Raw genomic sequence first — 26,612 nt, 5'->3', positions numbered from 1 at the left:
CCGCATGAGCCGCATCGTGCGCGCGCCGCGAGGCACAACGATCACCGCCAAGGGGTGGCCGCAGGAAGCAGCCCTGCGCATGCTCCAGAACAACCTGGACCCGGAGGTCGCCGAGCACCCCGAGCAGCTCGTCGTGTACGGCGGCTCCGGCCGGGCGGCCCGCGACTGGCCGTCGTTCGACGCGATGGTGCGCACGCTGACCACGCTCGGCGGCGACGAGACCCTCCTCGTCCAGTCGGGGCGTCCTGTGGGCGTCTTCCGCACGCACGAGTGGGCGCCGCGGGTGCTGATCGCCAACTCCAACCTGGTGCCCGACTGGGCGAACTGGGAGGAGTTCCGGCGGCTGGAGGCGGCCGGGCTGACCATGTACGGCCAGATGACCGCCGGGTCCTGGATCTACATCGGCACCCAGGGCATCCTGCAGGGCACGTACGAGACGTTCGCGGCGGTGGCGGCCAAGCGGTTCGGCGGCTCGCTGGCCGGGACGATCACGCTGACGGCCGGGCTCGGCGGCATGGGCGGCGCGCAGCCGCTGTCCATCACGATGAACGGTGGCGTGGCCATCTGCATCGACTGCGACCCGCGCTCGGTCGCCCGCCGCATCGAGCACCGCTACCTGGACGTCGAGGCGGCCACCCTGGACGAGGCGCTGCGCCTGGCCTACGAGGCGCGCGACGCCCGCCGCCCGCTGTCGATCGGCGTGGTGGCCAACGCCGCCGAGGCCGTGCCCGAGCTGCTGGCCCGCGGCGCCGAGATCGACATCGTGACCGACCAGACCTCGGCCCACGACCCGCTGATGTACCTGCCGCTGGGCGTGGCCTTCGAGGACATGGCCGCCGAGCGCGACAAGGACCCGGCGGGCTTCACCCAGCGCGCCCGCGAGTCGATGGCCCGCCACGTCGAGGCGATGGTCGGCTTCAAGGACGCGGGGGCGGAGGTCTTCGACTACGGCAACTCCATCCGCGGCGAGGCGCAGCTCGCGGGCTACCAGCGCGCCTTCGACTTCCCCGGCTTCGTCCCCGCCTACATCAGGCCGCTGTTCTGCGAGGGCAAGGGCCCGTTCCGCTGGGCCGCGCTCTCCGGCGCCCCCGAGGACATCGCCGCCACCGACAGGGCCATCCTCGAGCTGTTCCCCGACAACGAGCCGCTGTCGCGGTGGATCCGCATGGCCGGGGAGAAGGTGCACTTCCAGGGCCTGCCCGCGCGCATCTGCTGGCTCGGGTACGGCGAGCGGAACGTCGCGGGCGAGCGCTTCAACGACATGGTCGCCTCCGGCGAGCTCCAGGCCCCCATCGTCATCGGCCGCGACCATCTGGACTCCGGCTCGGTCGCCTCGCCGTACCGCGAGACCGAGGGGATGGCCGACGGCTCGGACGCGATCGCCGACTGGCCCCTGCTCAACGCCATGCTGAACACGGCCTCGGGCGCCGCCTGGGTGTCGATCCACCACGGCGGCGGGGTCGGCATCGGCCGCTCCATCCACGCGGGGCAGGTCACCGTCGCCGACGGCACCGCCCTGGCGGGGGAGAAGCTGAACCGCGTCCTCACCAACGACCCGGGAACCGGCGTGATGCGCCACGTCGACGCGGGCTACGAAGAGGCGGCCACGGTCGCGCGGGAGCGCGGCGTGCGCGTCCCGATGAGCGAGTCCTGACCCGCGACGCTCCGGCGGGATGACAGGGAAGGCGGCCGGTGTTGGAAGTGGCGTGACGGGCGGATACCACGGCGGGCTGGAGAGGCTGCTGGGGGGCAGGCGACTGTCCCCGGTGCAGCGCAGGATCGCGCACTACCTGGCGGAGAACCTGGATGAGGCGATCTTCCTGTCCAGTGTCGAGCTGGCCGAGCGGGCCGGGGTGAGCCAGCCGTCCGTGACCCGGTTCGCCATGGTGCTGGGCTTCGCCGGGTATCCGGAGCTGCGGCAGGCCCTGCGCCCGCTGGTGCTGGGCGGCCCGCCCGAGGGCCCGCAGGAGACCCTGCTGCGCGGGGCCATCGACAGCGAGATCAGGAACCTGACCGCGGTGCGCGAGCGGCTGGCCGCCTTCCCCCTCAAGGAGCTGGGGGCGGCGCTGGCCGCGACCGAGCCGCTGCCCGTGCTGGGGCTCAGGGTCTCGTGCGGGCTCGCCACCACCCTGGCCTACTACGCCCGGCGCATCCATCCGGACGTGCGGCTGCTGACGCACGGCGGGTCCGAGCTGGTCGACGGGCTGCACGCGGCCCAGCGGGCGGGGGCCGAGTGGGTGGTGGCGGTCGTGCTGCCCCGATATCCGTCCGAAGCCGTCCAGGCGCTCGGGTACGCCGAGAAACTGGGGCTCAGGACGGCGGTGATCACCGACAAGCCGGGCTTCCCCGCCGAGGTCGTCCTGGACGCGCCCGTCGGCGACCGGCTCGTGTTCGACTCCCACGCGGCGCCGCTGGCTCTGGCCATGGCCCTGGTCGAGGCCATGGCCGACGCGGCGCCGCTGCGCACCCAGGCGCGGCTGGAGGAGTACGAGCGGATGACCGACGAGACCGGCACGTTCCTATCCGGCGATCCTGCGTAGCGAGCGCACCGACCAGGTCACGGTGAGCGCGGCCAGCGCCAGCATGATGCCGAAGGCCACCGGGATCGAGGCGTCGGTCAGGTCTCCCGCGAACAGGGCGCGCCCGGCGACGACCGGGTGGTACATCGGGTTGAACACGGCCACCTTCTGCATCCAGTCGGGGGCCAGCGTCATCGGCAGCAGCGCCCCCGACAGCAGCATGATCGGCAGCGCGAAGAACTGCATGATCTGCGCCATGCCGTTCTCGTCCCGCAGCGACAGCGCCAGGCCGTACCCGATGCCGGAGGAGAACAGGCCGGTCACCGCGATGAGCAGCACCATGACGGCCAGGCCCGGCAGGCTGGCCCGCATGCCCATCGCCAGCGCGATGAGGATCACCACGACCGACTGCAGCACCAGCACCACGCCGTCGCGCAGGGTGCGGCCCAGCACGATCGACGGGCGCCACGCCGGGCTGACCGCGATACGTTCCAGGACGCCGCTGCGCAGCTCGTAGATCATGCCGTAGCCGACCCCGATCGCGCCGAACAGCGCGGTGATCACCAGCATGCCGGGCGCGAAGCCGGTGAGCGCGGCCGAGGTGGGCTGGTTCATCGAGCCGGCCACCAGCGGCCCGAACAGCAGCAGGTAGACCACCGGCTGGACGATGCCGAACAGCGGCCAGATCGGGTTCCTGAACGTGTTGCGCAGCTCGTAGACCAGGAAGAGCAGGGTGTGGCGGATCATGCGGCGGCTCCCGCGTCGCGAAGGGACCGGCCGGTCTTGGCCAGGAAGACGTCGTCGAGGGTGGAGCGGTCGAGCGCGATCGAGCTGAGCGCGATGTCCTGCTCCTCCAGTGCCCGCAGCAGCACGGGCAGCGTGTGCTCGCCGTCGTCGACGTACACGCGCAGCAGGTCCCCGTCGGCGCGGATCTCGCGGGCGAGCGGCCCGAGCGTGCCGGTGGCCCGCTCGGGCTCGTCCAGCCTGAGCGTGACGACGTCGCCGGAGACCTCCCGCTTCAGCTCGCCCGGCGTGCCCTCGGCCACCACCTGGCCGTGGTCGACGATCACCAGCCGGTCGCACAGGGCGTCGGCCTCGTCGAGGTAGTGGGTGCTGAGCAGCACGCTGGTGCCCAGCTCGCGGAGCTGCCTGATGCGGTCCCACAGGTTGGCCCGGTTCTGCGGGTCCAGGCCGGTGGTGGGCTCGTCCAGGAAGAGCAGGAGCGGGCTGTGCACGAGGCCGAGCGCGATGGCGACCCGCCGCTTCTGCCCGCCCGACAGGGTCCGGCCGGGACGGTCGGCCATCTCGGTCAGGTCGAAGCGGTCGAGCACCTCGCCGGTGGCCCGCGCCGGGTCGGGGACGCCGTGGATCCGCGCGGCCATCATGACCTGCGTCCGGGGAGTGGTGTTCTCCTCGACCCCGCCCGCCTGGCTGACGTAGCCGAGCCTGCGCCGGACGGCGCCGGGCTCCTTGCGCAGGTCGTGCCCGGCGATGGTGGCCGTGCCCCCGTCGGGGACGATCAGCGTGGCGAGCATCCTGATCGTGGTGGTCTTGCCCGCGCCGTTGGGGCCGAGCACGCCGAAGATCTCGCCCTTCTTCACTTCGAGGTCGACGCCGCGGACGGCCTCGACGGTCTGGGTGCCCTTCCTGCCTCTGGTCGTGAACGTCTTGCGTAACTGGTGCGCGTCAATGATCATGGGGCTCCTTTTCAGGGAAGTTCGTCCGCCTCGACCTGCTTGACGGCCTTCTCCGCCCAGGCGAGCTGGGCGGAGTACATGGCGGAGGTGAGTCGGAGGTTCTCGTCCACGTGCCTGGGGGCGCCGTAGCGCTGCTTGGCGCCGATGACGTTCTCGATCATGCTGATCTGCATCTTGAGCTGGTGGATCCTGCTGTGCATGGCGTCGAGGACCTCCTCCTTGCTCAGGCGGTCCATGAACGTGAGCGCCACCTGGAAGGGGTCGACGATCGGCTTGATCTCGTGCCAGGAGGTCAGCAGCAGCCGGTGGAACTCCAGGCGGCCCGTCTCGGTGATCTCGTAGACGGTCTTGCCGCCCTTGCCGCTCTCGACGACCTCCAGCAACCCCTCGTCGGCCATCTTCGACAGCCCGTGATAAATCGAGCCGAACGCCACGTTGGCCCAGTTGTCGGCGCCCATCACCTCCAGCCGCCTGCGTACCTGATAGCCGTTCATCGGCCCGTCGAGCAGACTGCCGAGGATGAGGATGCGTGTCGAGGACATGCTCAAGCTTGTATTCAAATTTGAGTAACTGTCAAGCTCCCCTAGGCTTGCCCTCATGAACGAACGACCGACGGCGCTGATCACGGGCGCTTCCGGAGGTGTCGGCCAGGCCGTCGCCGAGGCCCTGGCGCCGACGCATCACGTCATCCTCGGCGGCCGCAACGAGCGGGCGCTGGCCGAACTGGCGGCCCGGCTGCCCGACGCGCGTCCCTGGCCCGTGGAGCTGACCGAGGTGACGCAGGCCGACGTCGCCGGCGTCGACCGGCTCGACGTGCTGGTGCACAGCGCGGGGATGAGCCCGCTCGGCAGGATCGAGGAGGTCCCCGCGAGCACGTGGCGCGCCACGATGGAGCTGAACGTGGTCGCGGTCGCCGAGCTCACCAGGCTCCTGCTGCCCGCGCTCAGGCGCGCGAACGGCCACGTCGTCTGCGTCAACTCGGGCGCCGGTCAGCGTGTCAGGGCGGGCTGGGGCTCGTACGCGGCCAGCAAGTTCGCGCTGCGCGCCTTCGCCGACGCGCTGCGCGAGGAAGAGCCCGAGCTCAGGGTCACCACCGTCTACCCGGGCCGGGTGGCCACCGAGATGCAGCGCGGCGTCCGGCAGCACGAGGGCGGCGCGTTCGAGCCCGACAAGTACCTCGCCCCGGCGACGGTGGCGCGGGCCGTCCTCGCCGCCGTCAACGCCGGCCCCGACGCCCACCTCACCGAACTGACCCTCCGCCCCAGCGCTGCGACCTGACGGACCCGTCAACCATGAGGCCCTACTGTGCTGAATGGAGTCATTCACTACAGTAGGTCCATGCTTGAGGAACTCGCGCGCATCGGACGTGATCCGGCCACCAACGGCTACGTCAGGGACTCCTGGTCCCCCGCCGACCTGGAACTGCGAGAGTGGTTCCGCGGCGAGGCCACGAAACGCGGGCTCGACCTGCGCGAGGACCGCAACGGCAACCTGTGGGCCTGGTGGGGAGACCCGTCCCGGCAGCCGGGCGTCGTCACCGGCAGCCACCTCGACTCCGTGCGGCAGGGCGGCGCCTTCGACGGCCCGCTCGGCGTCGTGTCGGCCTTCGCCGCGCTCGACGTCCTGAGAGGCCGGGGCTTCTCCCCGCGCACCCCGCTCGGCATCGCCTGCTTCACCGACGAGGAGGGCGCCAGGTTCGGCGTGCCCTGTGTGGGGTCGCGGCTGATGACCGGCGTGCTCGACCCCGGCAAGGCGCTCTCGCTGACCGACGACGACGGCGACACCCTGTCCGACGTCATGGCCAGGGCGGGGCGCGATCCGTACCGGATCGGGCGCGACGACGAGACCCTCGCCACCGTCGGCACGTTCGTCGAACTCCACGTGGAGCAGGGCCGCGGGCTCGTCGAGCAGGGCTGCCCGGTGGGCGTCGCCAGCGCGATCTGGCCGCACGGACGGTGGCGGTTCGACTTCCGCGGCCAGGCCAACCACGCGGGCACCACCAGGCTGGCCGACCGCGAGGACCCGATGCTGCCGTTCGCCCGGATGGTGCTCGCGGCGCGCGAGGTGGCCGAGCGCGAAGGCGTGGTGGCGACCGTCGGCAAGGTGCGGATCACCCCCAACAACGCCAACGCCGTGCCCGGCCTGGTCTCGGCCTGGCTCGACGCCAGGGGGGCGACGGAGGCGGGCGTCCGCGCCCTGGTCACGGAGCTGGCACGCGACGCCGACGTGGCCGAGGAGTCGTGGACCCCGGTCGTGGACTTCGAGCACTCGCTCAGAGACCGGCTGGCCCTCGTGGTCGGCAGCACGGTCGGCAGCGGGATCGGCGGTGGGGGCGGCGGCGACACGCCCGCGCCGGTGCTGCCCACGGGAGCCGGGCACGACGCCGGGATCCTCGCCACGGCGGGCGTTCCGAGCGCGATGCTGTTCGTGCGCAATCCCACGGGCGTGTCCCACTCGCCCGAGGAGCACGCCGAGCAGGCAGACTGCGAGGCGGGAGTGGTGGCGCTCGCGAACGTGCTGGAGGACCTGTGTCGCTGACCTACTGGTGCGAGCAGGCCTGGCTGCCCGACGGGGTCGCCGACAGCGTGCTCGTCGAGCTCGACGGCGACCGCATCGCCAGCGTGGAGCAGGGCGAGCCGGGCGGTGCGGAACGGCTGGCGGGCCTGACCATCCCCGGCCTGGCCAACGCGCACTCGCACGCCTTCCACCGGGCGCTGCGCGGCGTCACCCAGGAGGCCAAGGGCGACTTCTGGACGTGGCGCGAGGTGATGTACGAGGTGGCGGGCCGGCTCGACCCCGACAGCTACCTCGCGCTGGCCAGGGCCACCTACGCGGAGATGGCGCTGGCCGGCGTCACCTGCGTGGGCGAGTTCCACTACCTGCACCACGGTCCCGGCGGCAGGCCGTACGACGACCCGAACACGATGGGACACGCGCTCATCCAGGCCGCGCGCGACGCCGGGCTGCGCATCTCGCTGCTCGACACCTGCTACCTGACGGGCGGGTTCGGCACGGGCCTGTCGGGCCCGCAGGAGCGGTTCGGCGACGGCGACGCGGAGCTGTGGGCGGTCCGGGCACAGGAGCTGGCCGCCGCCTACGAGGGGCAGCCCGACGTGGAGATCGGCGCCGCCATCCACTCGGTCCGCGCGGTGCCGCCCGAGCAGATGCCGACGGTCGCCGAGTTCTCCCACCGGCACGCCGCGCCGCTGCACGCGCACGTGTCGGAGCAGCGCGCCGAGAACGCCGCCTGCGTCGAGATGTACGCGGCCACCCCCGTGCGGGTGCTGCACGAGGCCGGCGCGCTCGGGCCGCGCTCGACCGCCGTCCACGCCACCCACCTGGCCGACGTGGACATCGAGCTGCTCGCCCAGTCGAGCACCTACATCTGCATGTGCCCCACCACGGAACGCGACCTGGCCGACGGCATCGGCCCCGCCCGCACCCTGTTCGACCGCGGCGCGGCGATCACGCTCGGCTCCGACAGCCAGGCGATGATCGACCTGTTCGAGGAGGCCCGCGCGGTCGAGCTGGACGAGCGCCTGGCGTGCGAGCGCCGCGGCACCTGGCGGGCGGCCGAGTTGCTCGGCGCGGCCACCGCCGTCGGCCACACCTCGCTCGGCTTCCCCGACGCCGGGCTGCTGGTGGCGGGCGCCTGGGCCGACCTGGTCTCGGTGCGCACCGACACGGTCCGGACGGCGGGCACGTCCGGGCTGGAGGCCGTGGTGTTCGCGGCCACGGCGGCGGACGTCCACTCGGTGGTCTCCGGAGGCCGCCGGGTGGTCAGGGACGGCAGGCACGTGCTGGGCGACGTCGGGACCATGCTCACCGAGGCGATTGGACGACTGCGATGACATCCATAGTGATCTGCGGCATCGGGCTGCTCTACACCGGCGACCCGGAACGGGAGGAGATCGGCGACGCGGCGGTGGTGATCGAGGACGACCGGATCGCCTGGGTCGGCGAGGCCGGCCAGGCCCCCGACGCCGACGTGCGCGTCGACGCGGGCGGCCGGTGCGTGATCCCCGGCTTCGTCGACAGCCACGCCCACCTGGTCTTCGCCGGCGACAGGACCGCCGAGTTCGCGGCCCGCATGTCCGGTCAGAGCTACACCGCCGGCGGCATCCGCACCACGGTCGAGGCCACCAGGCAGGCCAGCGACGCCGCCCTCGCCACCCGCGCCGCCGCCCTGGTGGACGAGATGCTCGCGCAGGGCACGACCACCGTCGAGATCAAGAGCGGCTACGGGCTCACCGTCGAGGACGAGCGCCGCTCACTGGAGATCGCCGGCGGCTTCACCGACGAGACCACCTACCTGGGCGCGCACGTGGTGCCGGCCGGCATCGACGCCGACGACTACGTCCGGCTGGTCACGGGGGAGATGCTCGAAGCCTGCGCGCCGTACGCGAAGTGGGTGGACGTCTTCTGCGAGCGTGGCGCGTTCGACGGCGACCAGACCAGGGAGATCCTCACCGCGGGGATCAAGACCGGGTTGCAGACCAGGGTGCACGCCAACCAGCTCGGCGAGGGCCCCGGCGTGCGGATCGCGTGCGAGCTCGGCGCGGCCTCGGCCGACCACTGCACGCACCTGTCCGACGCCGACGTCCAGGCGCTGGCCTCGTCGGCGACGGTGGCGACGCTGCTGCCGGGGGCCGAGTTCTCCACCCGGTCGCCGTACCCCGACGCCCGGCGGCTGCTCGACGCGGGCGTGACCGTGGCGATCGCGACCGACTGCAACCCGGGCTCGTCGTTCACCTCGTCCATGCCGTTCTGTGTGGCGCTCGCCGTCCGGGAGATGCGGATGACGCCGCTGGAGGCGGTCAGGGCGGCGACGTACGGAGGGGCGCGCGCGCTGCGCCGTACGGACGTAGGCTGGCTGCGCCCGGGGGCCCGCGCGGACCTCGTCGTCCTCGACGCCCCTTCCTACGTGCACCTCGCTTACCGACCCGGTGTTCCCCTCGTTCGCCAGGTGTTTCACGACGGTCTCCTCCTCTAGGAGGACATCCAGAACCGTCCCTTGGTCGTAGTGCTTTAGGGAATCTTTGCATCTGGCCGGACGTTGCCACGGTATAGAACGCAGCTGCGGAACGAGGTGCCTGGGGATGGCAAGGCCTACGGGGAGTCGCACGCAGGAGCAGCACGTCGCCGAGCGCGATCTGCTGGGGACGTACCTGGCGGAGATCGGCAGGGTCCCGCTGCTCACGGCGGAGGAAGAGGTGGAGCTCGCCAAGCGGATCGAGGCGGGTCTCTTCGCCGAGCAGCTGCTCGACAGCGGCGGTTCGGAGCCGCGCGTCAGCGACGCGGCCGACGAGGAGCTGGAACGCCTGGCCGTCTCCGGCCAGCGGGCGAAGGACGAGTTCATCCAGGCCAACCTGCGCCTGGTGGTGGCGGTGGCCCGGAAGTACTCCGGGCGGGGGATGCCGCTGATCGACCTGGTCCAGGAGGGGAACCTGGGGCTGGTCAGGGCGGTGGAGAAGTTCGACTACAAGCGCGGGTACAAGTTCTCGACCTACGCCACGTGGTGGATCAGGCAGTCGGTGGGGCGCGCCATCCACGAGCAGGCCCGCCCGGTGCGGCTGCCGACGCACGCCGGGGAGCAGATGACCCGGCTGATGCGGGTGCGCCGCGACCTGCTCGCGGAGTTCGACACCGAGCCGACCGACGACGACCTCGCCGAGCTCCTCGACCTGCCGATCGAGCGGGTGCGCGAGCTGCGCCGCTGGGCGTCCGACCCGGTGTCGTTGCAGCTCGGCGTGGGCGACGAGGACGAGACCGAGCTGGGCGACATGATCGCCGACGAGACATGGGCCGACCCGGAGCAGCAGGCGATCGACATCCTGGAGCGGGAACGCCTCGACCAGTGGCTGACGGACCTCGAAGGCGACACCCGCGAGATGCTGCGCTGGCGCTACGGGCTGGTCGACGGTCGCGAGCACACGCTGACGGAGGTGGGCGAGCGCTACGGCATCGGCCGCGACCGCGCCCGCCGGATCGAGCGCGACGCCCTGGCCCGCCTCCGCAAGATGGCCAGCGCGGCCGCGTAACCGCCCCGCGCGCAAGGGCCGGCGCCACGCCGCACCCGGCATCGGCCGGAGGTCACGGCGTGGCGGCCGGCCGAGTCACGTCACCGGGCTCGATGTTGTGGTTGACGCGGAACAGGTTGCGCGGATCGTGCAGCTGCTTCAGCCGCGCCAGCCGCTCGTAGTCTGCCGGCGTGTAGGCCGCGCGGACCCGCTCGGGAGCGAGGTCGGAGCTGCTCATGAAGTTCGGCAGCATGCCGCCCGTGAGGTGCGGCTCGAGGGCGTCCATCAGGTTCTGTTGCAGCCCCTTCACCTCTCGGGCCTGATCGGCGGGCGCCGGGTTCGCCATGAAGAGCAGGAACCCGGCGTCTCTGTGGCCGATGGCGTTGGGCACCGCGGCCGGACGGGCGAGGGCGCCGCCCAACTGCCGGAGCTCGATCACGCCGGGGGGCAGCGTGGCGTCCGGGCCCGCCAGGGCTAGCAGCCGCTCGACGGCGGCGTCGTCCAGAGTGTGGAGCAGCCCGGTGCGCTCGTAGACGGGAAGGGGCGCGACGGGCGGGTCGTTGGCGATCGTGCCGATCTTCTCGTACGGCAGCGCGCCCATGGAGCCGAGCTTCGGCCCGGCGGCCAGCATCGGCGCGAGCAACCGCTCGCCCTCCTCTTCGCCGCCGAGGTACGCGGCGGTCAGGCGCACCGCCACCCGGCCCTGAAGGGGAGGAGGCACCGTGGGCGCCTCGGGCAGGCGCATGAACGCCAGCGTCGTCGTCATCTCCTCGGGTAGCTCGGCCGCCCAGGCGGGGTAGGCGCGCACCACCCGGTCGGCCGCCTCGCCGAGGAAGAACAGCGCCCCGCCGTACAGGGCCGCCATCGTGACCAGGCCGATCTCCATGCTGGTGACCACCCCGAAGTTGCTCTTACCGCCGCGAACCGCCCAGAACAGGTCCTCGTGCTGGTCCGGTGACAGGCGAAGCAGGCGGCCGCCCGGCGTGACCAGGTCGATGGCCCTGACATGGTCGGCGGCGTAGCCGTGCTTGCGGCCCAGCGGCCCGAGACCTCCGCCCAGCGTGTAGCCCACCGCGCCCACGTCGAGCGAGGCGCCGTTGATCGCCGCCAGACCGTGCGCCGCGGCGGCCTCGACGACCTCCCGCATCCTCGCGCCTGCCGCGACCCGGGCGACGCGCTCGACCGGGTCTATCGTCACCGAGCCCAGCCGCCGGGTGTTGATCAGGATCCCGCCGTCGGCGGCGGCGCTGATGCCGTGGCCGGTGGCCTGCACGGCGACGGGAAGCCCCAGAAGGCTCGCCAACCGGACGGTCGCGCGGATGTCGCCGGCGTCGTCGGGCACCACGATCGCCTCGGGCGTGTGCCGGACGGCGGGGTTGAAGCCGGCGTGCTCCGCCGTGAAGCCGGGGTCGCGAGGGAACAGTACGGCGCCCTTCACCGCGGATCTGAGCCTCGTCGCGAAGTGGTCGCCGGGATCGTCGGCGGCCTGGGCCGCTGACGCGCTCCCCTCGTTGATGCTGGATCGTCCGCTCAACGTCGTTTTCCTTTCGTGAAACCGGGTTGAGCCTGCCGGAGGGCGATTGACGTCCGATCACCAAGGGGTATTCGGGCCCTGTCAGGCGGCGCACTCGCCGCGCTCTGTCCTCAGGTGATGCCGAGACGACGGCGAACAGCGCGTCCCTCGGGCACGTCGTACGGGCCGAGGATCGCGTCGGCCTCCTTCCAGCAGCGCAGGGCGCGATCGGGGTCCCCGAGGTCGGTCCACGCCTGTCCGAGGCGGCTCAGGACGCAACCGAACAGCAGGGGGTCGTTCATCGACTGATAGAGCGGCAGCGCCTCCTCGCCGACCTGCACCGCTTCCTCGTGGCGCCCCAGAGCGCGGTAGGCGTCCATCAGGCGGTGTGCCGCCCACGCCGCCCTGAGCGGCAGCCCGCCGTCGCGGTAGGCCTGGGCGCTCCTGAGCAGGCTGTCGATGGCCTCCTCCATGTCGCCGGAACGGAACGCCGCCGCCGCCGCGCCCAGGAGGTTGACCCCGATCCCTTGGGCGTCATCGATCTCGTACGCCAGCCGGAGCCCCTGCGCCACGTGTGCCCTGGCTTCTCCGACGAAGCCGGCATCGCCCAGCGTCATGGCCAGGAGACCGTGGACACTGGCCGCCAGCCGAGGGCTGTCCTGGGCTTCGGCGACGGTCAGCGCCGCCGACAGCAGGCTGGTCGCCTCGTCGGGGCCGCGCACCCGGAGCGCGCCCAGCCCCAGCGCCATCAGCACGGCGCCGAGGATGATCCGGTCGTCGAGGTCGGAGAGACCTGTCACCTCTGTCAGCAGCGGCACCTCCTCCGCGAGGGCACGGGTTCCCGAACGTCCCGCCTGCTCGATCGCGGCGCTGACGTTGGCCTGCTCCGCGCGTACCCAGTCGCGGGCCGCGGGCGCGTCGGCGAAGGTCAGCTCGGGGGCCTGGTGCCCGGCCTGATGGACGAACCCGGGGAGCGAGACCCTGCACACTCCTCTGATTCCCGCGAGGTAGTGGTCGAGCAGTCTGTCGGACGCGGCCGTCCGTTCCTGCGCCGAGTCCACCCGCTCGGCCAGCCCTCTGGCGTACAGGCGCACCAGATCGTGGTAGCGGTAGCGGGCGAGCCCCCGCGACTGCAGCAGGCTCAGGTCGACGAGCGACTCGCAGAGGTCCTCGGCTTCGGCCTGGCTCACATCCAGGACGGCCGCCGCGGCGGCGACCGACAGGTCAGGCCCGTCCATCAGTGCCAGCAGCCTGAACGCCCTGGCGTGATCGGCGCCGAGTGGCGCATAGCCGAGCGCGAAGGACGACTCCACCGCGTCGCCGCCGATCTTGAGTTCCGCGAGCCTGCGCCGCTCGTCGAGGAGCCGGCTCGCCAGCACCTCCACGCTCATACCCGGCCGCGCGGCCAGCCGTGCCGCCACGATCCGCACGGCCAGTGGCAGCAGGCCGCAGGACTCGACCAGCTTGACCGCCTCCGCGGGCTGGGCCGCGACACGCTCCGCCCCCGCGACACGGGCCAGCAGCTCCAGCGCCTCTTCCCGGCTGAAGAGGTCGAGCCGCTCCGGGTGGGCGCCTGGCAGGTCGCCCAGCCACGCTCTGCTGGTCACCAGCACCGCGCAGGTGGCGGCTCCGGGTATCAGGGGCGCGACCTGGCTCGTGTCCATGGCGTCGTCGAGCACGATCAGCACCCGCCGTCCCGACAGCGCCGACCGCAGCCGCGCGGTCCGCGCGTGGATCCCCGAGGGGATCTCCCTGTCGCTGAGGCCGAGCGCCCGCAGGAAGTCGGCGAGCACGTCTGCGGGGCGCAGGGGCGCGGCTCCCGCTCCGCGCAGGCTCGCGTGGAGCTGCCCGTCGGGGAACGCGCCTCGTACGGCGTGCGCCACGTGCAGCGCCAGGGTGGTCTTGCCGATCCCGCCCGCCCCTGAGACGGCCACCACGGTCAGCGCGTTGCCTGCGGTGGTGGTGAGCCGCTCCGCCAGCTTGGCGATCACATGCTCTCTGCCGGTGAAGTCAGGGATGTCAGCCGGTAACTGCGCAGGCGGCAACGTACCGTAACTCACCCTTAACCCTCCGTCGCCATAACAATGCACTACAAATACCGGAATTCCCCCGCCAATCGCGTATACGTTATCCAACTCTGCCGCCGCCTGATCTACGGCCAAGCCCGCCGAACAGATCAAATGGCTATCATTCGTACGAATATTTCAAAGGCGGGGTATGGATCGATCTGATGGCTTGCGCTTCTCGGTACTCGGCCCCGTGCGGGCGTGGCAAGGCGACGAGGAGCTCAACCTCGGCTCGCCACAGCAGCGCGCCCTGCTCGGCGCCCTCCTTCTCCATGAGGGCCGGGCGATCACCAGCGACGCGCTCATCGCCGCGATCTGGGGACAGGACCCGCCATCGCGCGCCCTCAGTACCCTGCGGACCTACGCCTACCGGCTGCGGAAGGTGCTGGAAGCCGACCGGTCGAGGCCCGGCACGGTCGTCTCCGTGGGCACCGGCTACGCCATGTCCTTTCCCAGGGGCTCGCTGGACGCGCAGGTCTTCGAAGAGAGGTACGCCGAGGCCGAGAAGGCCCGGACCGAAGGCGACCCCGCTCGCGCCCGCACGCTGCTGACACAGGCCCTCGGCCTGTGGCAGGGCGACGCCTTGGACGGCACGGTCGGGCCGTACGCCGAGGCTCAGCGCGACCGGCTCGGCGACCGCCGCCTGAGCGCCCTGCAGGCCAAGCTCCAACTGGACATCGAGCTTGGACGGGCCACTGAGGCCGTGGCGGACCTGACCATGCTGAGCGCCGCACATCCCCTGCGGGAATCGCTGAGCGGTCTGCTGATGCTGGCTCTGTACCGGTGCGGACGGCAGGCCGAAGCGCTGGAGGTGTTCGACCGGACCAGGCGGTTGCTCGCCGAGGACCTGGGCATCGACCCAGGAGGCGAGCTCAGGGAGCTGCATCACCGCATCCTCACGTCGGACCCCGAACTGTTGCCCGCCCGGCCCGCCCCCGGGCCGTCGCCCGCCCCCCAAGAGGTCCCGACGGCCGGACTCCCGCCGGTGGCCCAGATACCCGCCGACCTGTCCGACTTCACCGGCAGGGAGGAGGAGGTCGCTCTCCTCACCGAGGTGCTGAAGTCCGGCTCCGGGCAGGCGACCACCGTGGTGAGTCTGTCCGGCAAGGGCGGGGTGGGCAAGACCGCTCTGGCGATCCATGTCGCGCACCTGCTCAGCGAGGCGTTCCCGGACGGTCAGCTCTACATCGACCTGTGCGGAGCAGGAGGCCTGCCCGTCGAGCCCACCGCGGCACTGCGCGAGTTCCTGTGCGCGCTCAGCCGTTCGGACGCGGACCTCCCCGATGACCTGACACAGCGGGCGGCGCTGTTCCGCAGCCTCATGGTCAACCGCAGGATGCTGGTCATCCTGGACAACGCCGTGGACGACACGCAGGTCAGGCCGCTCCTTCCCGGCACGGGAGGCTGCGCCGTACTGGTGACGAGCAGAGCCAAGCCCGCGGGCCTGCCGACGACCCGCAGAGTCGACCTCGACGTGCTCACGCCCCGCGACGCCGTGCAGCTGTTCACCAGGATCGTGGGGGAGGAGCGGGTCGCCACCGAGCCGGAGGCGGTGGAGGACGCGGTCGTCCTGTGCGGGTTCCTGCCGCTCGCGGTGCGCATCGCGGCGTCCCGGCTGGTCTCCAGGCCGCTATGGACGATCTCCTCCCTGGTCGAGAGGCTGGCCGACGAGCGACGACGGCTGTCCGAGCTGCGTCTCGGCACCATGACCGTGGAGGTCACCTTCCAGCTCGGTTACGAGCGACTCGGCGCGGAACAGGCACGGGCCTTCAGGCTGCTCGCGATCCCCGAGACCACCTCGTTCTCGCTGCCCGCCGCGGCGGCGATCCTCGGCCTTGAGCCGCTCGACGCGGAGGACATCGTGGAGAGCCTCGTCGACCTGGGCATGCTCGACTCGCCCACCCCGGGCCGCTATCGCTTCCACCAGTTGCTGCGCCTCTACGGGCGAAACCTCGCCGAGCAGTCGGAGCACCCGCACGAGCGCCGCGCCGCGCTCTTCAGGCTGCTGGACCACCTGCTCGCCACGCAGGCCGACGCTGTGCGGATGCTCAACTCCCGCGCGCTCGTCTCCGCTCCGGCCGCCGACGCGTCCCTCGCGTCCCTCGCGTCGTTCGCGTCGGCAGAGGAGGCTCGCGAGTGGATCGACGCCGAGGCCCTGGCGATGATCGGCCTGATCACGCAGTTGGTCGGGGTCCCCCACAGCCCGCTGTCCTCGGCCGCCGACCTGCTCTTCTCCCTCGGCATCCTGCGCGAGGACGGCCGCCACCGGGCCGAGCTGGAGGGCGCGGCCGTGGCCGTCCTCGACGAGTCGGTACGGCGGGGCCACCCCCGCGGCGAGGCCAGGGCCGCCTACACCCTCGGCTGGATCCTCGCCTCCACCGCCCGCGAAGAGGAAGCCCGCCCGCACATCGAGCGGGCGGTCACGCTCTGCCGGAACCTCTGCCGGGACGAGGACGACCGCGTCGTTCTGGCTGAGGCGCTCGGGCTGCTGGCCGACCTACCGGCCCGCGAGGGCTGAGCCGACGGCCCCGTCGGGACGGGGCGTCGGCAGTACAGACATCAGCTGTCTATCGCGGTGGCACAGGATCGGCGTCCATGAAGACACGACTCGCCGGCGCCGTCGCCGGCATCGCCACCGTATCGAGCCTCGTGCTCGTCCCGCCGCCCGCGCAGGCGGCCACCGTTGCGACCCAGTCCGTCTCCGCCCAGCAGCGGATGATCGTTCCCGTCCTCGCGAAGCGGGTGCTGAAGGAGGTGATCAAGGCGATCATCGACAAGTTCAAGCGGGACATCAAGAACCAGCAGGAGCTCACCGCCTTCGTCAACGACGCCCTCGCCAGCGAGTGGGCGCAGTTGACCAACGACGACATGCGCCTCATCAAGTACCACGCCATCCTGGTCCAGGAGAAACTCAACTACAACGCCGACGGTCTCGAATGCGATGACTGCGACCTCGACGGCGACGGCGACGCCGACGCGGCCGACGACGACGGGGTCAACGGTCCGTACGTGGACATCCCCGAGAGCGAGGTGGCCGACCGCGACGGCGCCGTCTTCAACGAGGACGGCACCCTGGTGTTCACCACCAGCTCGGGCGACAGGTTCGTCTACCGCCTCCTGATCGCCGAGCGGGGCGACCTCAAGGTCCCGATCCGGGAGAACTACAACCCCAACGCCATCCCGCCGAAGCCGCCGATGCGCCACGAGCTCGGCATCAAGACGGAGGGCGACTGGCGTCTCATCGAGGGCACGTGGGGCGGCAGCCACACCTATCGCTTCGCCGATTACAGCAAGCCGAACCCCCGGTGGAAGGGCGACCTCAAGCTGGATCCGCTCAACAGGTAGCGGCGCGGCCCCGGCCGTACCCGCCCGCGGGTGGGGCCGGGGCCCGGCGGAAAACTCCTCGTGCGCGTGGAATGTGGGCCGCTACGATCGGCGGACGCCTGATCACGGCGCCAGGAACACGAGGGCTCTTCGAGGGGGCGCACCCGATGACGCAGGCGCCGGAACGACGGGCCGAACATCCCGAGCCGCTGGAGCGCGGGCATCCGTTCCGGCAGTGGAAGACATGGCGGATACCCGGCGCCGAGCTGACCCTCACCGGCTACTCCCGCGCCAACGACAAGACCTTCTTCCACCTCCCCGAGCTGCGTTGCAGCCTCGACGCGGGGCTGTGCGAAGGGCGGCAGGTGGACACGGTCTTCCTGACCCACACCCACCACGACCACTCCAAGGACCTCGACTTCCTGGCCGCCCAGGGTGCGGACGTCTTCCTGCCCGCCGCGGCGGTGCCGTACGTGGAGTCCTACCTGCGCGCGTCCGCCGAGCTGAACCACGGGCCGGGGTTCGACCCCGCCCTCGCGGGCGGCTACCGCCTGCACGGCGTGCGACACGACGACGAGTTCGTCTTCGGACGTCGGGGACACCACGTGCGGGTGGTGGAGTGCGAGCACAAGGTGCCCTGCGTGGGGTACGCCTTCTCGGAGCGGCGCAAGGTCCTGCGGCCGGAGTTCGAGGAGCTACGCCGGTCCCTGGCGCGGGAGGGCCGGGGCGGGGAGTTCGGCCGGATCATGGCGCGGAAGCGCAAGGAGGGGGCCGAGGTCGACGACGCGGTCCGGCGGCCGCTGTTCGCCTTCCTCGGCGACACGCATGTCAACGTGTTCGAGCGGAACCCGTGGCTCTTCGAGTACCCGGTCGTCATCACCGAGTGCACCTTTCTCGACGACGCCGAGCTGGACCGCGCGGACCGGGTCGGGCACACGGTCTGGAGCAGGCTCAGGCCCGTGGTCGAGGCGCACCCGGAGACTCTCTTCGTCCTGACCCACTTCAGCCTGCGTCACTCGGATCGGGAGATCCTCGAGTTCTTCCGGCGGCTCGGGTCCGCACGGCCGGACAACATCCTGTTGTGGGTGCACCCGCAGAGCCGCCTGCCCGAGCAGCACCAGTCCGGCCGCTAGTCCTCCGAGAGCACGATCACCCGATCGCCCGGCCCGAATCGCAGCGACAGGGACTTGTCCGGGTTGAGCGCGACGCCGTAGCCGGGCGCCCGAGCGGAGCCGGCCGCCAGCCGGTAGCCGATGGCCGTCTCGCCGCGTCGCCTGGCCGCCTCCAGCACGGTCGCGAACGTCGCGGGAGCGCCGACCCGGATGTAGTCCTCGGCGGGTTTGAGGTAGATCTCCGACCCCTGGTGGGAGAACAGCTGGTCGAAGACCTGCGCGAGGTGCCTGTTCTCGGCCAGTTGGGTGAGCAGCAGGCTGACCAGCTTGCCGCCGACCACGAAATCGTCGGCCCTGGCCACCTCGGCGAGGTGGCGGTTCCGCTCGTCGTTCATCTCGCTGACGATCGTGCCCCCTGAGCGCATGTCGCGCAGATGCAGCAGCGTCATGAGCGTGCGCGCGTCGGCCTTCTGCACGTCGTAGGCCTCGTCGGACAGGACGATCGTGTGGTCGTAACCGGACACGTCCAAGGCCTTGAGCGCGGCGCCGCTGGTGGTGTCGCACTCCTTGGCGCTGACGAGCACCCCGGCCGGAAGGGGAACCGCGTCGGCGGGCGCGCCCGCGAGATGGATCTCTGAGCCCGGCGGCAGGTAGGGGGCGAGCTCGCGCAGGATGCGATGCCTGCGGCTGTTGGTGCCGAGGATCAACGTCCTGGACGCCTGCCTCCGCGCGGCCCGCGGACCGCAGATCGCTTCCGGCACGACCGCGGGAGCGGCGCCGGCCAGCCTGATCATCGAGTCGTCCGGCGCGATGAGGATCAACAGATCGCCCTGCCGGATCACCGTGTCGCTCGGCGGGTTGACGATCACCTGGCCGTCGTTCGTTCGCAGCCCGATCAGCGTGGCGCTCTCGTAGGCGAACAGCGCTTCGCCGTACATCCTGCCGACGAGCACGGGCTCACTGCGCATGTAGATCTCGTCGCCGTCGAAGTCGAGCAGGTCGCTGTAGACCGCCGACAGCCCTGACTGGCGGCACGACTGCACGACGAGCCGTGCCGCGATGTCCTGAGAGTCGATCACCTCGGCGTGCGGGCCGCCCGCGAGGCGGGCGGCTGCCAGATTGTCGCTGTCCGAGACGGCGGCCACGACGGGAGGCCGCACGCCGCTCCATGTCCTGCTGCTGAGCGCCAGCATGATCCTGATGAGCTCGGCGTCATCGGTGGGCAACACCAGGACGGAGGCGGCGGCGTCCGGGCTGACCAGGTGCAGAGCGGATTGTTCCGCCGGGTCGCCGGAGCGGCAGACGACGCGTGCCCGGCCGGTGTCACCCAGTCTGGCGCGCAGTTGCTCCTCCATCTCGACCTTGTCCTTGTCGGCCAGCACGGCCACGACGGCGCGCCGCTCACTCTCCTTCGCCTTGATAAGCTCGGCGACGATGGCGAAGATCTCCTCGGACCAGCCGAGGATGATCGTGTGGCCCTGCTCGACCACCCGGGAGCGGCCCTTGCGCAGGTCTTCGAGCTTGCTGTCCAGACCGGCGCTGAGGACGCCGACCAGGGCGCTCACGACGAACAGGCCGCCGATCGTCACGACCAGCATCATGAGGACGAAGATCGGATTGCCGTCGTCGCCCCCCATCGTGCCTGGATCCAGGGTGCGCAGCAGGCTCATCCAGGCGACGCCCCACCAGGTGTGCCCGTCCGCGCCGGACTCGGCGAACGGCCACGCCATGGTGGTCACCACGAGGACCAGGATCAGCGAGACGACGGCGAGCCAGCCGATGAGGGCGGGTGTGCCCTTGGACATGGTGTTGTCGAACCAATAGCGCAAGCGCTCTCTGGTCATGGTTGCTCAGCCTCGTCCTCGTGGGGCTGCTCGGCCTCGGGCAGGGCGTAACCACATTTGACGGGCTTCTGCGTGCCGCCTTCGGTGAAGTCGGGGTCGAGCTCGATGGAGTTGAGCGTGGTGGCCTCGACGGGACGGCGGATCGTCTCCGCCATGCCGCAGTCGTAGAAGACGTAGGTTCCGTCCTCCTCGCCGAGCAGCATCATCCGGTCTCCTTCACGCTCCTTGTCGAGCGGCTTGCCGTCGCCGTCCTGCACGGTGGCCCACTGGTTCTTCACTCCGACGAGATCGAGCACGTAGTTGCCGTTGCCGTTCTCGTAGATGTCCAGCGCGCCCTGGACCATCTGACCGGCCAGCAGGAAGCCGAGGCCCAGGCCGACGAGCGCGCCGGTGAGCACCTTCATCCCCGCTCTGCCGGAGGGGCGTCGCCGCAGCAGCCGGTAGGGCACCAGCAGGCCGAAGACGACGACGCCCAGAGCCGTGAAGAGCGCGGCCCTGGCCGAGACGCCCTGGACGACCTTGAGATACCCCCAGTAGGCCAGGCTGGAGGCGAGAGCGCCGATCACGGCCGCGAGCCAGGGCTTCTCCCTGAGCCTGTCGACCGCGCGGCCGGCTCGGCCCCTCAGGACGAGGTTGACGAGCCAGCCGAAGCCCACGATCGCTCCCACGAGCGGGATCAGCCCGAGCAGGACCGTCACCAGGGTGCCGATGAGCCGGGCGAAGATCGTCGCCTGGTCGAGGCCCGCCTGCTCGGGCGTGATGCCGAAGACGTAGTAGACGTTCTGCAGACCGATGTAGAGGACCGCGTAGAGAGCGACGGCCAGCGGAAGGGCAACCGAGCCGATCTTCTCGAGGAGCTCCAGGACGCTGCCGCGGTCCGACTTCGCCTCCGTGGGCTCCGCGCTGGGAGGAGGGGCGAGGTGCTCGGTCGTGCCGGTTTGCTCGTGCGCTGGACGAGCATGGGGCCGCTGTTGCGGATAAGGCTGAGTGGTCATGACCGGAGAGCCTGGATCGTCGCCGTCGACACCCGATTGACAGGACATTAACGGATATAACCGCCCAGGCTCGCTCGCGTTCGGCGATCCGCTGGACGTGCCCGTCGTCGATCTCCGCCTGGCGGACCTCGGAGACCGTCCGTCCATCGATCATCAAGATCGTGACTTCAGGATCCAGGGGTCAGCAAATGTTCGACCTGGAGACCTCTGATGAAGTGGAATCGGCTCACGACGGGCGCCGGGGCACTGCTCCTCGCCACCACGCTGTCCGCTTGCGGAAGCGCGGACACGCCGGCACAGAAACCGGCCGCGGCCGCGTCGGACGCCCCCAAGGCCGCGGGGAAGTTCGTCGCCGAGTACGGGAAGGCGACGACCGACGTCGCCGCCGAGGGGCTGGAGCTGCTGCAGTCGGGCAAGGCCCTCGAAGGCTTCGCCAGCAGCCTCAACGAGATGCTCATCCTGCCGCACGACGTCACGCTGGCCGGTGAGCAGTGCGACCAGGTGAACGCCTACTACAGCCCGGACGACAAGAAGATCACCATGTGCTACGAGCTCGTGGTCGACGGCTTCACCCGCTACAAGGACAAGGCCGAGACCGAGGAGGAGAACACCCAGCACGGCCAGGCCAACCTCGTCGACACGCTGTTCCACGAGCTCGGCCACGCCGTGATCGACATCTACGACCTCCCCGCCCTGGGCAAGGAGGACGACGCGGCCGACCAGTTGTCGGCCTTCCTCATGGCCCAGGGCGAGGACGACTCCGCGAGCGTCCAGACGATCAACTACTACTTCGACTCGGCCAACGACCAGGACCGGGCCAAGCTCCCCTTCTATGACGAGCACTCGATGGACGAGCAGCGCGCGTTCAACTACATGTGCTGGATCTACGGCTCCGATCCCAAGGCCTACGCCGACTGGGTCGGGCCGGACGGGCTGCCGGAGGACCGGGCCGACAGGTGCCCCGGCGAGTACGAGAAGCTCTCCAACGCCTGGTCGAAGCTGCTGGAGCCGCACATCAAGGGCTGAGCCGTCGGCGACACCGTCGCGTCAGCCGCCGACCGGCCCCGGCACGCCCGAGCGCACCGGAGAGCCGGGAGGTTCCGGGGTGACGATCGAGGTCAGGGCGAACAGCGGGACACTGGCCGGCACCCCATCGAGCACGGCCTGCCGCACGACGGGCTGGGTGAACCGCAGCGGCGACCCGTCACGCAGGATCCCCATGCCGACCAGCGCCGACAGAGCGGCGGCCGCCTGGCTGTCCGCCAGTCCGGCCAGGTCGGCCACCACGTGGAACTCGGCCCCGTGGCCGAGCGTCGCGACCGCCCTGGCCAGCGTGGCGGCCCCGGGACCCGCGTGACGCAGGTGGCCGGCCACCCACCGCGCGATGGAGGTGGACCGCGTCCCCGTGGCCTGCGCCTTCACGTGCTCGGCCAGCAGAAACGTGTTGCCGCCCGTTTCGTGCAGGCAGGAGGCGAGGAACGCGGGCTCCGGTTCCGCGCCGAACACCTCGGCGGCGAGGGCCGAGGCCGCCTCGGCGGGCAGACCGCCCAGGCGCACCGGAGTGAAGAGCGAGCAGAGTGACTCAAGCAGCTGATCGTCGCCGGCCGGGACACCCGTCGCCCTGGTCGCGGCGACCACGAGGGGTACCTCCTCGATGCGCCTGGCCAGGTAGGCCAGCCAGCGCAACGAGCCGGGGTCGCACCACTGCAGATCGTCGATGGCGATCAGCAGCGGCGCGCGCTCCGCGAGTCGCACGGCGAGCCGGTAGAGCGCGTGCAGCCCGTCGGGACCGCCCGACGACGGCCGGTTGTGCCAGACGATGTCGGCCGCGGGCTCCACCGTCCCGCGGAGCAGTTCGTGTCGCTCCTTCTCCGGCATGGAGTACAGGATCGGTTCGAAGACCTGCCGGGCCACGCCGTAGTCGTACTCGCGCTCAAGCGGGTGCGCCTGCGCCCACGCCACCTGGAAGCCGCGCATGTCGGCCAGGGCCTCGACCCCTCGCAGCAACTGGGTCCTGCCGACGCCGGGCTCGCCGTCGAAGACCATGCTGCCGCCGCTGCCGGACTCCGCGGCGGCCATCGCCGCTCCGGCGGTCGCGAGCAGATCGTCCCGGCCGAGGCAGCGCAGGCGCGCGACCGGCTTCCTGATCGCCACCGGTGCCGCCGGCAGATCGAGCTCGGCGGTCTGCGAGAGGATGTCCGCCTCGAGTTTCCGCAGCTCGGAGCCGGGATCGACGCCCAGCTCCTCGGCAAGGTAGCGACGGGCGTCGCGCAGCGCGGCAAGGGCGTCGCCTTGCCTGGACGAGCGGTACAGGCCCAGAGCGAGCAGCCGCCAGCCCTCCTCACGGGTCGGATGGGCGCGCGCGTGCGCTTCCAGTTCGGGTACGGCTTCGCCGTGCCGCCCCAGCGTCAGCAGGGTGCCGAGTCTGTGCTCCGTCGCGCCGAGCTGCAGTTCCTGCAGTCTGGCCACCTCTCCCTTCGCCCACAGGGCGTGCGCGAACTCGGCGTAGGCAGGACCGCGCCACAGGCCGAGGGCTTCGTCGACCAGGCCGAGGACGGTACTCGGATCGGCGGCCTCCCTCGCCTGCCGCAGCAGCCGCTCGAACCGGGCCGAGTCGAGGGCCGCCTCGTCCACGCGCAGGACGTACCCGAGCGGCTCGGTGATCAGCACGGACGGCCGGCCGTGCTCATGGGCGGGTGGCTCGACCACGCGCCGTACCCGGCAGACGAACGTGCGTAACGACGACAGCGCCTGGGGCGGCGGGCAACCCTCCCAGAGATCGGCTATCAGCCGGTGGACGGGAATGACCCTCCCCGGCGACAGCAGCAGCCGCGCGAGCACCTCCCTGTTGCGTGGCGTGCCCACGTCCAGGCGATCATCCCCACGCCACACCTCAACAGTCCCTAACACGCCGAAACGTATCGGCCTCATCGTTGACCCCCCAACGGTTCCGATCTGAACGGAGGCCATGGTGATGGTGGCCGGTAGACATCTCATAGACGAAGCATCGACGCCCCGTCGACGCGCCCACGTGGCATCCGACCTGGCCGGTCGGGGCCGCCGCGTCAGCCCTGGCTGAGCAGGCGTCGCAGGAACTCCTCCATGGCCGCCTCCGCCGTGGCCTGGTCGCGGCCCCTGGCCACCAGCAGGGCGCTCTCGTTGATCGCGGCGAGCAGCATGTGCGCGTGGAGGTCCAGGTAGGCGGCGGGGATCGCGCCCGTCGCCTCCAGTGCTCCCTTGATCATGCCGAAGGAGTAGCGCTCCTCCAAGGCCCGCCAGCGCTCCCAGCCGATCACCGAGGGGGCGTCGATCAGCACGATGCGCTGGATCACCGGGTCTCCGGCCAGCCGTACCCAGGCCAGCGTGCCCGCCTTCAACATCTCCGCCGGCTCGCCGATGCCCTCGACCGCCTGCACGATCCGGGCCATGATCGCCGCCTCCGTGGCCTCAAGCACCGCCTCGAACAGGGCGTCCTTGCCCGCGTAGTGGTGGTAGAGGGCCCCTCGGCTGAGCCCCGACTCTTGCAGGACCGCCTCGATGGAGGTGCCCTCGTAGCCGTGCTCGGCGAACAGCCGCGTGGCGATCGCGAGGAGCTGGTCGCGGGTGGCCGCGCCGCGTTCCGCCTTGAGGTTCATGCGTCCACTGTAGACAAACCGACAGTCAGTCGGTAATTTCGTAGACCGACAGTCGGTTTGTAATTCTGGAGGCAAGCACCCATGGACGGCATCTCCTACGTGGACGTCGGCGACGGGCCCGTCAGCCTGTTCGTGCACGGCGTCGGCACCAGCTCGTACCTGTGGCGCAACGTCATCGCCGAGTTCCGGGACGAGCGCCGGTGCGTCGCCATCGACCTGCCCCTGCACGGCGGCAGCGCGTCGCGTGACGACCTGTCCATCCCCGCGCTCGCCGGGGCGGTCGAGGAGCTCTGCGCCGGGCTCGGCCTGGACCAGGTGGACCTCGTCGCCAACGACACCGGCGGCGCGGTCGCGCAGGTCTTCGCGGTGCGGCACCCGGAACGGCTGCGCTCGCTCACGCTCACCAACTGCGACGTGCACACCAACACCCCGCCCGACGCGTTCAAGCCCACGGTCGAGTTGGCGGCCGGCGGGGAGCTGGCCGCGCTGACGGCCGTCGCGCTCGAGCAGCCGGAACTGCTGGTCCACACCGCGTTCGGCGACGGCTACGAACGCATCGAGGACCCGGCGGACCTGGTGGACCACTACCTGCGGCCGATCCTGGACAAGCCCGGCGGCGGGCAGGCGTTCGAGCGCCTGCTGACCTCCATCGACGCCGAGGACATGGTCGCCATCGAGCCGCAGCTCGCCGAGCTGACCGTGCCGACCCTGGTCGTGTGGGGGACGGGCGACGTCTTCTTCGACGTCAGCTGGGCGTACTGGCTGCGCGACACGATCCCCGGTGTCAAGGAGGTGGTGGAGATCGAGGGGGGCAGGCTCTTCTTCCCCGACGAGCGCGCGGGCGAGCTGGTGCCGCACCTGCGCCGCTTCTGGGGCTGACCCGAGGGGTCAGACGAGCGGGGTGAGGTACCTGTCCAGGTCGTCGAGGATCTTGCCCGCGGCGGTGACCCCGATGCCCAGCATCCAGACCTCGTCGTCGACGTTGTGGACGTGACCCGCCTTGACCGCGGCGAGGTTCTTCCACAGCGGCCCGCCGGTCACCGCCGCCTGGCTCTTCGCCGCGGCCTCCCCGTACGCGGTGTAGAAGATCGCGTCACCGTCGGCCTGCGCGATGTTCTCCTGGCTCAGCTTGCCGAAGCGCTTGTCCTGCTGCGCGGCGAGCTGCTGCGCCTCAGGCCGGGGGATTCCCGCGTCGCCCACCACGATGCCGCTGAAGGACTCGGGCCCGTACATCCGGATCTCGGTCGGCATGAACCGCACGATGCTCACCTTCAGCGCGGAGAACCTGGCCCCTACCTCCTTGGCCCGCTTCTCGTAGGCAGAAAGGAGCTGGTCGGCCTGGTCCTTCTTGCCCAGCGCCGTCGCGTCCAGGAGGAAGTTCTCCTTCCAGGTGACGCCGACCTTCTCCGTGAACACCGTCGGCGCGATCTTGCTGAGCTTGTCGTAGAAGGCGGCCTGGCGGAACTTGGTGCCGAGGATCAGGTCCGGCTTGAGCGCCATGATCGCTTCGAGGTTGGGCTGCTGGAGGGTGCCCACCGCCTTCGTCGCTGACAGCGCGGAGCCCAGGTACTTGGGCCACGCCTGGCTCTCCGTCGCCTGCGCCGCGCCGACGGGGGCGAGGCCGAGGGAGACCATCGTGTCGAGCTTGTCGGTGTCGAGCACCACGACCCTCTTGGGGGACTCCGGCACCTTCGTCTCGCCCATGGCGTGCTTGACGGTCCGGGTGGGGCCTGCCTCCTGGGAGGAGGTGGAGGTGCCGCAGGCGGCGAGGGCGAGGAGGGGCAGCACGGCGGCGACGGCCAGGCGCAGGCGCATGAAACTTCCTTGATCTATTAGGTTAGGCAACCCTAAGCCTAGCGCCGCTCACGTCCGCAATGCGGGGTGTGA

At 71.0% G+C, this 26,612-nt stretch carries 22 protein-coding genes; 12 read left to right on the top strand and 10 right to left on the bottom strand.

The genetic code is table 11. The features are described from left to right. Positions 1 to 4 precede the first annotated feature (4 nt). Both hutU and ABT294_RS01305 read left to right on the top strand, forming a co-directional pair. A complete protein-coding gene (gene hutU, locus ABT294_RS01310) occupies positions 5 to 1,654 on the top strand; it encodes a urocanate hydratase (RefSeq protein ID WP_350802698.1) in 1,650 nt (549 codons plus the stop codon). 52 nt (positions 1,655 to 1,706) lie between these two features. Then, positions 1,707 to 2,540, top strand: a complete 834-nt coding sequence (locus ABT294_RS01305; RefSeq protein ID WP_350802697.1) for a MurR/RpiR family transcriptional regulator — start codon at positions 1,707 to 1,709, stop codon at positions 2,538 to 2,540. Here the strand turns inward: ABT294_RS01305 and ABT294_RS01300 are convergent. From ABT294_RS01300 to ABT294_RS01290, 3 genes are read right to left on the bottom strand one after another with little or no spacing between them, the layout of a single operon-like run. Continuing rightward, positions 2,520 to 3,266 carry an ABC transporter permease gene (locus ABT294_RS01300; RefSeq protein ID WP_350802696.1) on the bottom strand — a complete coding sequence of 249 codons (747 nt, stop codon included), beginning with the start codon at positions 3,264 to 3,266 and terminating at the stop codon, positions 2,520 to 2,522. The genes ABT294_RS01305 and ABT294_RS01300 overlap by 21 nt on opposite strands. Further along, a complete protein-coding gene (locus ABT294_RS01295; RefSeq protein WP_350802695.1) occupies positions 3,263 to 4,216 on the bottom strand; it encodes an ATP-binding cassette domain-containing protein in 954 nt (317 codons plus the stop codon). The genes ABT294_RS01300 and ABT294_RS01295 overlap by 4 nt, the downstream gene beginning before the upstream one ends. 11 nt (positions 4,217 to 4,227) lie before the next feature. Beyond that, complete coding sequence (locus ABT294_RS01290; protein ID WP_350802694.1) at positions 4,228 to 4,758, bottom strand: PadR family transcriptional regulator; 531 nt, start codon at positions 4,756 to 4,758, stop codon at positions 4,228 to 4,230. A gap of 55 nt (positions 4,759 to 4,813) precedes the next feature. Here ABT294_RS01290 and ABT294_RS01285 point away from each other — a divergent pair, with 55 nt between their 5' ends. The 5 genes from ABT294_RS01285 (at position 4,814) to ABT294_RS01265 (ending at position 10,257) form a co-directional block, all read left to right on the top strand. After that, positions 4,814 to 5,494, top strand: a complete 681-nt coding sequence (locus ABT294_RS01285) for an SDR family oxidoreductase (RefSeq protein WP_350802692.1) — start codon at positions 4,814 to 4,816, stop codon at positions 5,492 to 5,494. A 60-nt stretch (positions 5,495 to 5,554) separates the two neighbouring features. Beyond that, positions 5,555 to 6,754, top strand: coding sequence for an allantoate amidohydrolase (locus tag ABT294_RS01280; RefSeq protein WP_350802690.1), 1,200 nt, complete (start codon positions 5,555 to 5,557; stop codon positions 6,752 to 6,754). Beyond that, positions 6,745 to 8,067 (top strand): formimidoylglutamate deiminase, encoded by a 1,323-nt coding sequence (locus ABT294_RS01275; protein WP_350802689.1) that lies wholly within the window; start codon positions 6,745 to 6,747, stop codon positions 8,065 to 8,067. The genes ABT294_RS01280 and ABT294_RS01275 overlap by 10 nt, the downstream gene beginning before the upstream one ends. Then, positions 8,064 to 9,209, top strand: a complete 1,146-nt coding sequence (hutI, locus tag ABT294_RS01270) for an imidazolonepropionase (RefSeq protein WP_350802687.1) — start codon at positions 8,064 to 8,066, stop codon at positions 9,207 to 9,209. The genes ABT294_RS01275 and hutI overlap by 4 nt, the downstream gene beginning before the upstream one ends. A gap of 106 nt (positions 9,210 to 9,315) precedes the next feature. Then, on the top strand, positions 9,316 to 10,257 hold the full coding sequence (locus ABT294_RS01265; protein WP_350802685.1) for a sigma-70 family RNA polymerase sigma factor: 942 nt from the start codon (positions 9,316 to 9,318) through the stop codon (positions 10,255 to 10,257). A gap of 52 nt (positions 10,258 to 10,309) precedes the next feature. Here ABT294_RS01265 and ABT294_RS01260 read toward each other — a convergent pair whose 3' ends face one another. Together ABT294_RS01260 and ABT294_RS01255 are read right to left on the bottom strand one after the other, a co-directional pair. After that, entirely contained in the window at positions 10,310 to 11,770 is a 1,461-nt protein-coding gene (locus tag ABT294_RS01260) for an FAD-binding oxidoreductase (RefSeq protein WP_350802684.1), read from the bottom strand. Between the two features lie 110 nt (positions 11,771 to 11,880). Further along, positions 11,881 to 13,809 (bottom strand): ATP-binding protein, encoded by a 1,929-nt coding sequence (locus tag ABT294_RS01255; protein WP_350802682.1) that lies wholly within the window; start codon positions 13,807 to 13,809, stop codon positions 11,881 to 11,883. 157 nt (positions 13,810 to 13,966) lie between these two features. Between ABT294_RS01255 and ABT294_RS01250 the strand changes: the two genes are divergently transcribed. From ABT294_RS01250 to ABT294_RS01240, 3 genes are all read left to right on the top strand, one after another. Next, on the top strand, positions 13,967 to 16,333 hold the full coding sequence (locus ABT294_RS01250; RefSeq protein WP_350802681.1) for an AfsR/SARP family transcriptional regulator: 2,367 nt from the start codon (positions 13,967 to 13,969) through the stop codon (positions 16,331 to 16,333). Between the two features lie 77 nt (positions 16,334 to 16,410). Beyond that, entirely contained in the window at positions 16,411 to 17,160 is a 750-nt protein-coding gene (locus ABT294_RS01245) for a hypothetical protein (protein WP_350802679.1), read from the top strand. A 146-nt stretch (positions 17,161 to 17,306) separates the two neighbouring features. Then, a complete protein-coding gene (locus ABT294_RS01240) occupies positions 17,307 to 18,272 on the top strand; it encodes an MBL fold metallo-hydrolase (protein WP_350802678.1) in 966 nt (321 codons plus the stop codon). On the opposite strand, the gene ABT294_RS01235 is transcribed toward ABT294_RS01240, so the two are convergent. Both ABT294_RS01235 and ABT294_RS01230 read right to left on the bottom strand, forming a co-directional pair. Continuing rightward, positions 18,269 to 20,095, bottom strand: a complete 1,827-nt coding sequence (locus ABT294_RS01235) for a CASTOR/POLLUX-related putative ion channel (RefSeq protein WP_350802677.1) — start codon at positions 20,093 to 20,095, stop codon at positions 18,269 to 18,271. The two genes, ABT294_RS01240 and ABT294_RS01235, sit on opposite strands and share 4 nt — an antisense overlap. Beyond that, entirely contained in the window at positions 20,092 to 21,090 is a 999-nt protein-coding gene (locus ABT294_RS01230) for an MFS transporter (RefSeq protein ID WP_350802675.1), read from the bottom strand. Before ABT294_RS01230 ends, ABT294_RS01235 begins: the two co-directional genes overlap by 4 nt. A 210-nt stretch (positions 21,091 to 21,300) precedes the next feature. Here ABT294_RS01230 and ABT294_RS01225 point away from each other — a divergent pair, with 210 nt between their 5' ends. Next, the gene (locus ABT294_RS01225; protein ID WP_350802674.1) at positions 21,301 to 22,116 is read left to right on the top strand and encodes a DUF4344 domain-containing metallopeptidase; all 816 of its coding nucleotides are present in this window, start codon (positions 21,301 to 21,303) and stop codon (positions 22,114 to 22,116) included. 21 nt (positions 22,117 to 22,137) lie between these two features. On the opposite strand, the gene ABT294_RS01220 is transcribed toward ABT294_RS01225, so the two are convergent. Next, the gene (locus ABT294_RS01220; protein WP_350802673.1) at positions 22,138 to 23,982 is read right to left on the bottom strand and encodes an ATP-binding protein; all 1,845 of its coding nucleotides are present in this window, start codon (positions 23,980 to 23,982) and stop codon (positions 22,138 to 22,140) included. A gap of 173 nt (positions 23,983 to 24,155) precedes the next feature. Further along, positions 24,156 to 24,725 (bottom strand): TetR/AcrR family transcriptional regulator, encoded by a 570-nt coding sequence (locus ABT294_RS01215; RefSeq protein WP_350802671.1) that lies wholly within the window; start codon positions 24,723 to 24,725, stop codon positions 24,156 to 24,158. Between the two features lie 81 nt (positions 24,726 to 24,806). Between ABT294_RS01215 and ABT294_RS01210 the strand changes: the two genes are divergently transcribed. Then, a complete protein-coding gene (locus ABT294_RS01210; protein ID WP_350802670.1) occupies positions 24,807 to 25,604 on the top strand; it encodes an alpha/beta fold hydrolase in 798 nt (265 codons plus the stop codon). Positions 25,605 to 25,613: 9 nt separating this feature from the next. Here ABT294_RS01210 and ABT294_RS01205 read toward each other — a convergent pair whose 3' ends face one another. Continuing rightward, entirely contained in the window at positions 25,614 to 26,540 is a 927-nt protein-coding gene (locus tag ABT294_RS01205; protein ID WP_350802669.1) for an ABC transporter substrate-binding protein, read from the bottom strand. Positions 26,541 to 26,612: the final 72 nt, after the last annotated feature.

This window comes from Nonomuraea sp. NPDC000554, assembly GCF_040300065.1.
Taxonomy (GTDB): Bacteria; Actinomycetota; Actinomycetes; order Streptosporangiales; family Streptosporangiaceae; genus Nonomuraea.
This window is presented reverse-complemented; position numbering and strand designations above follow the sequence as displayed.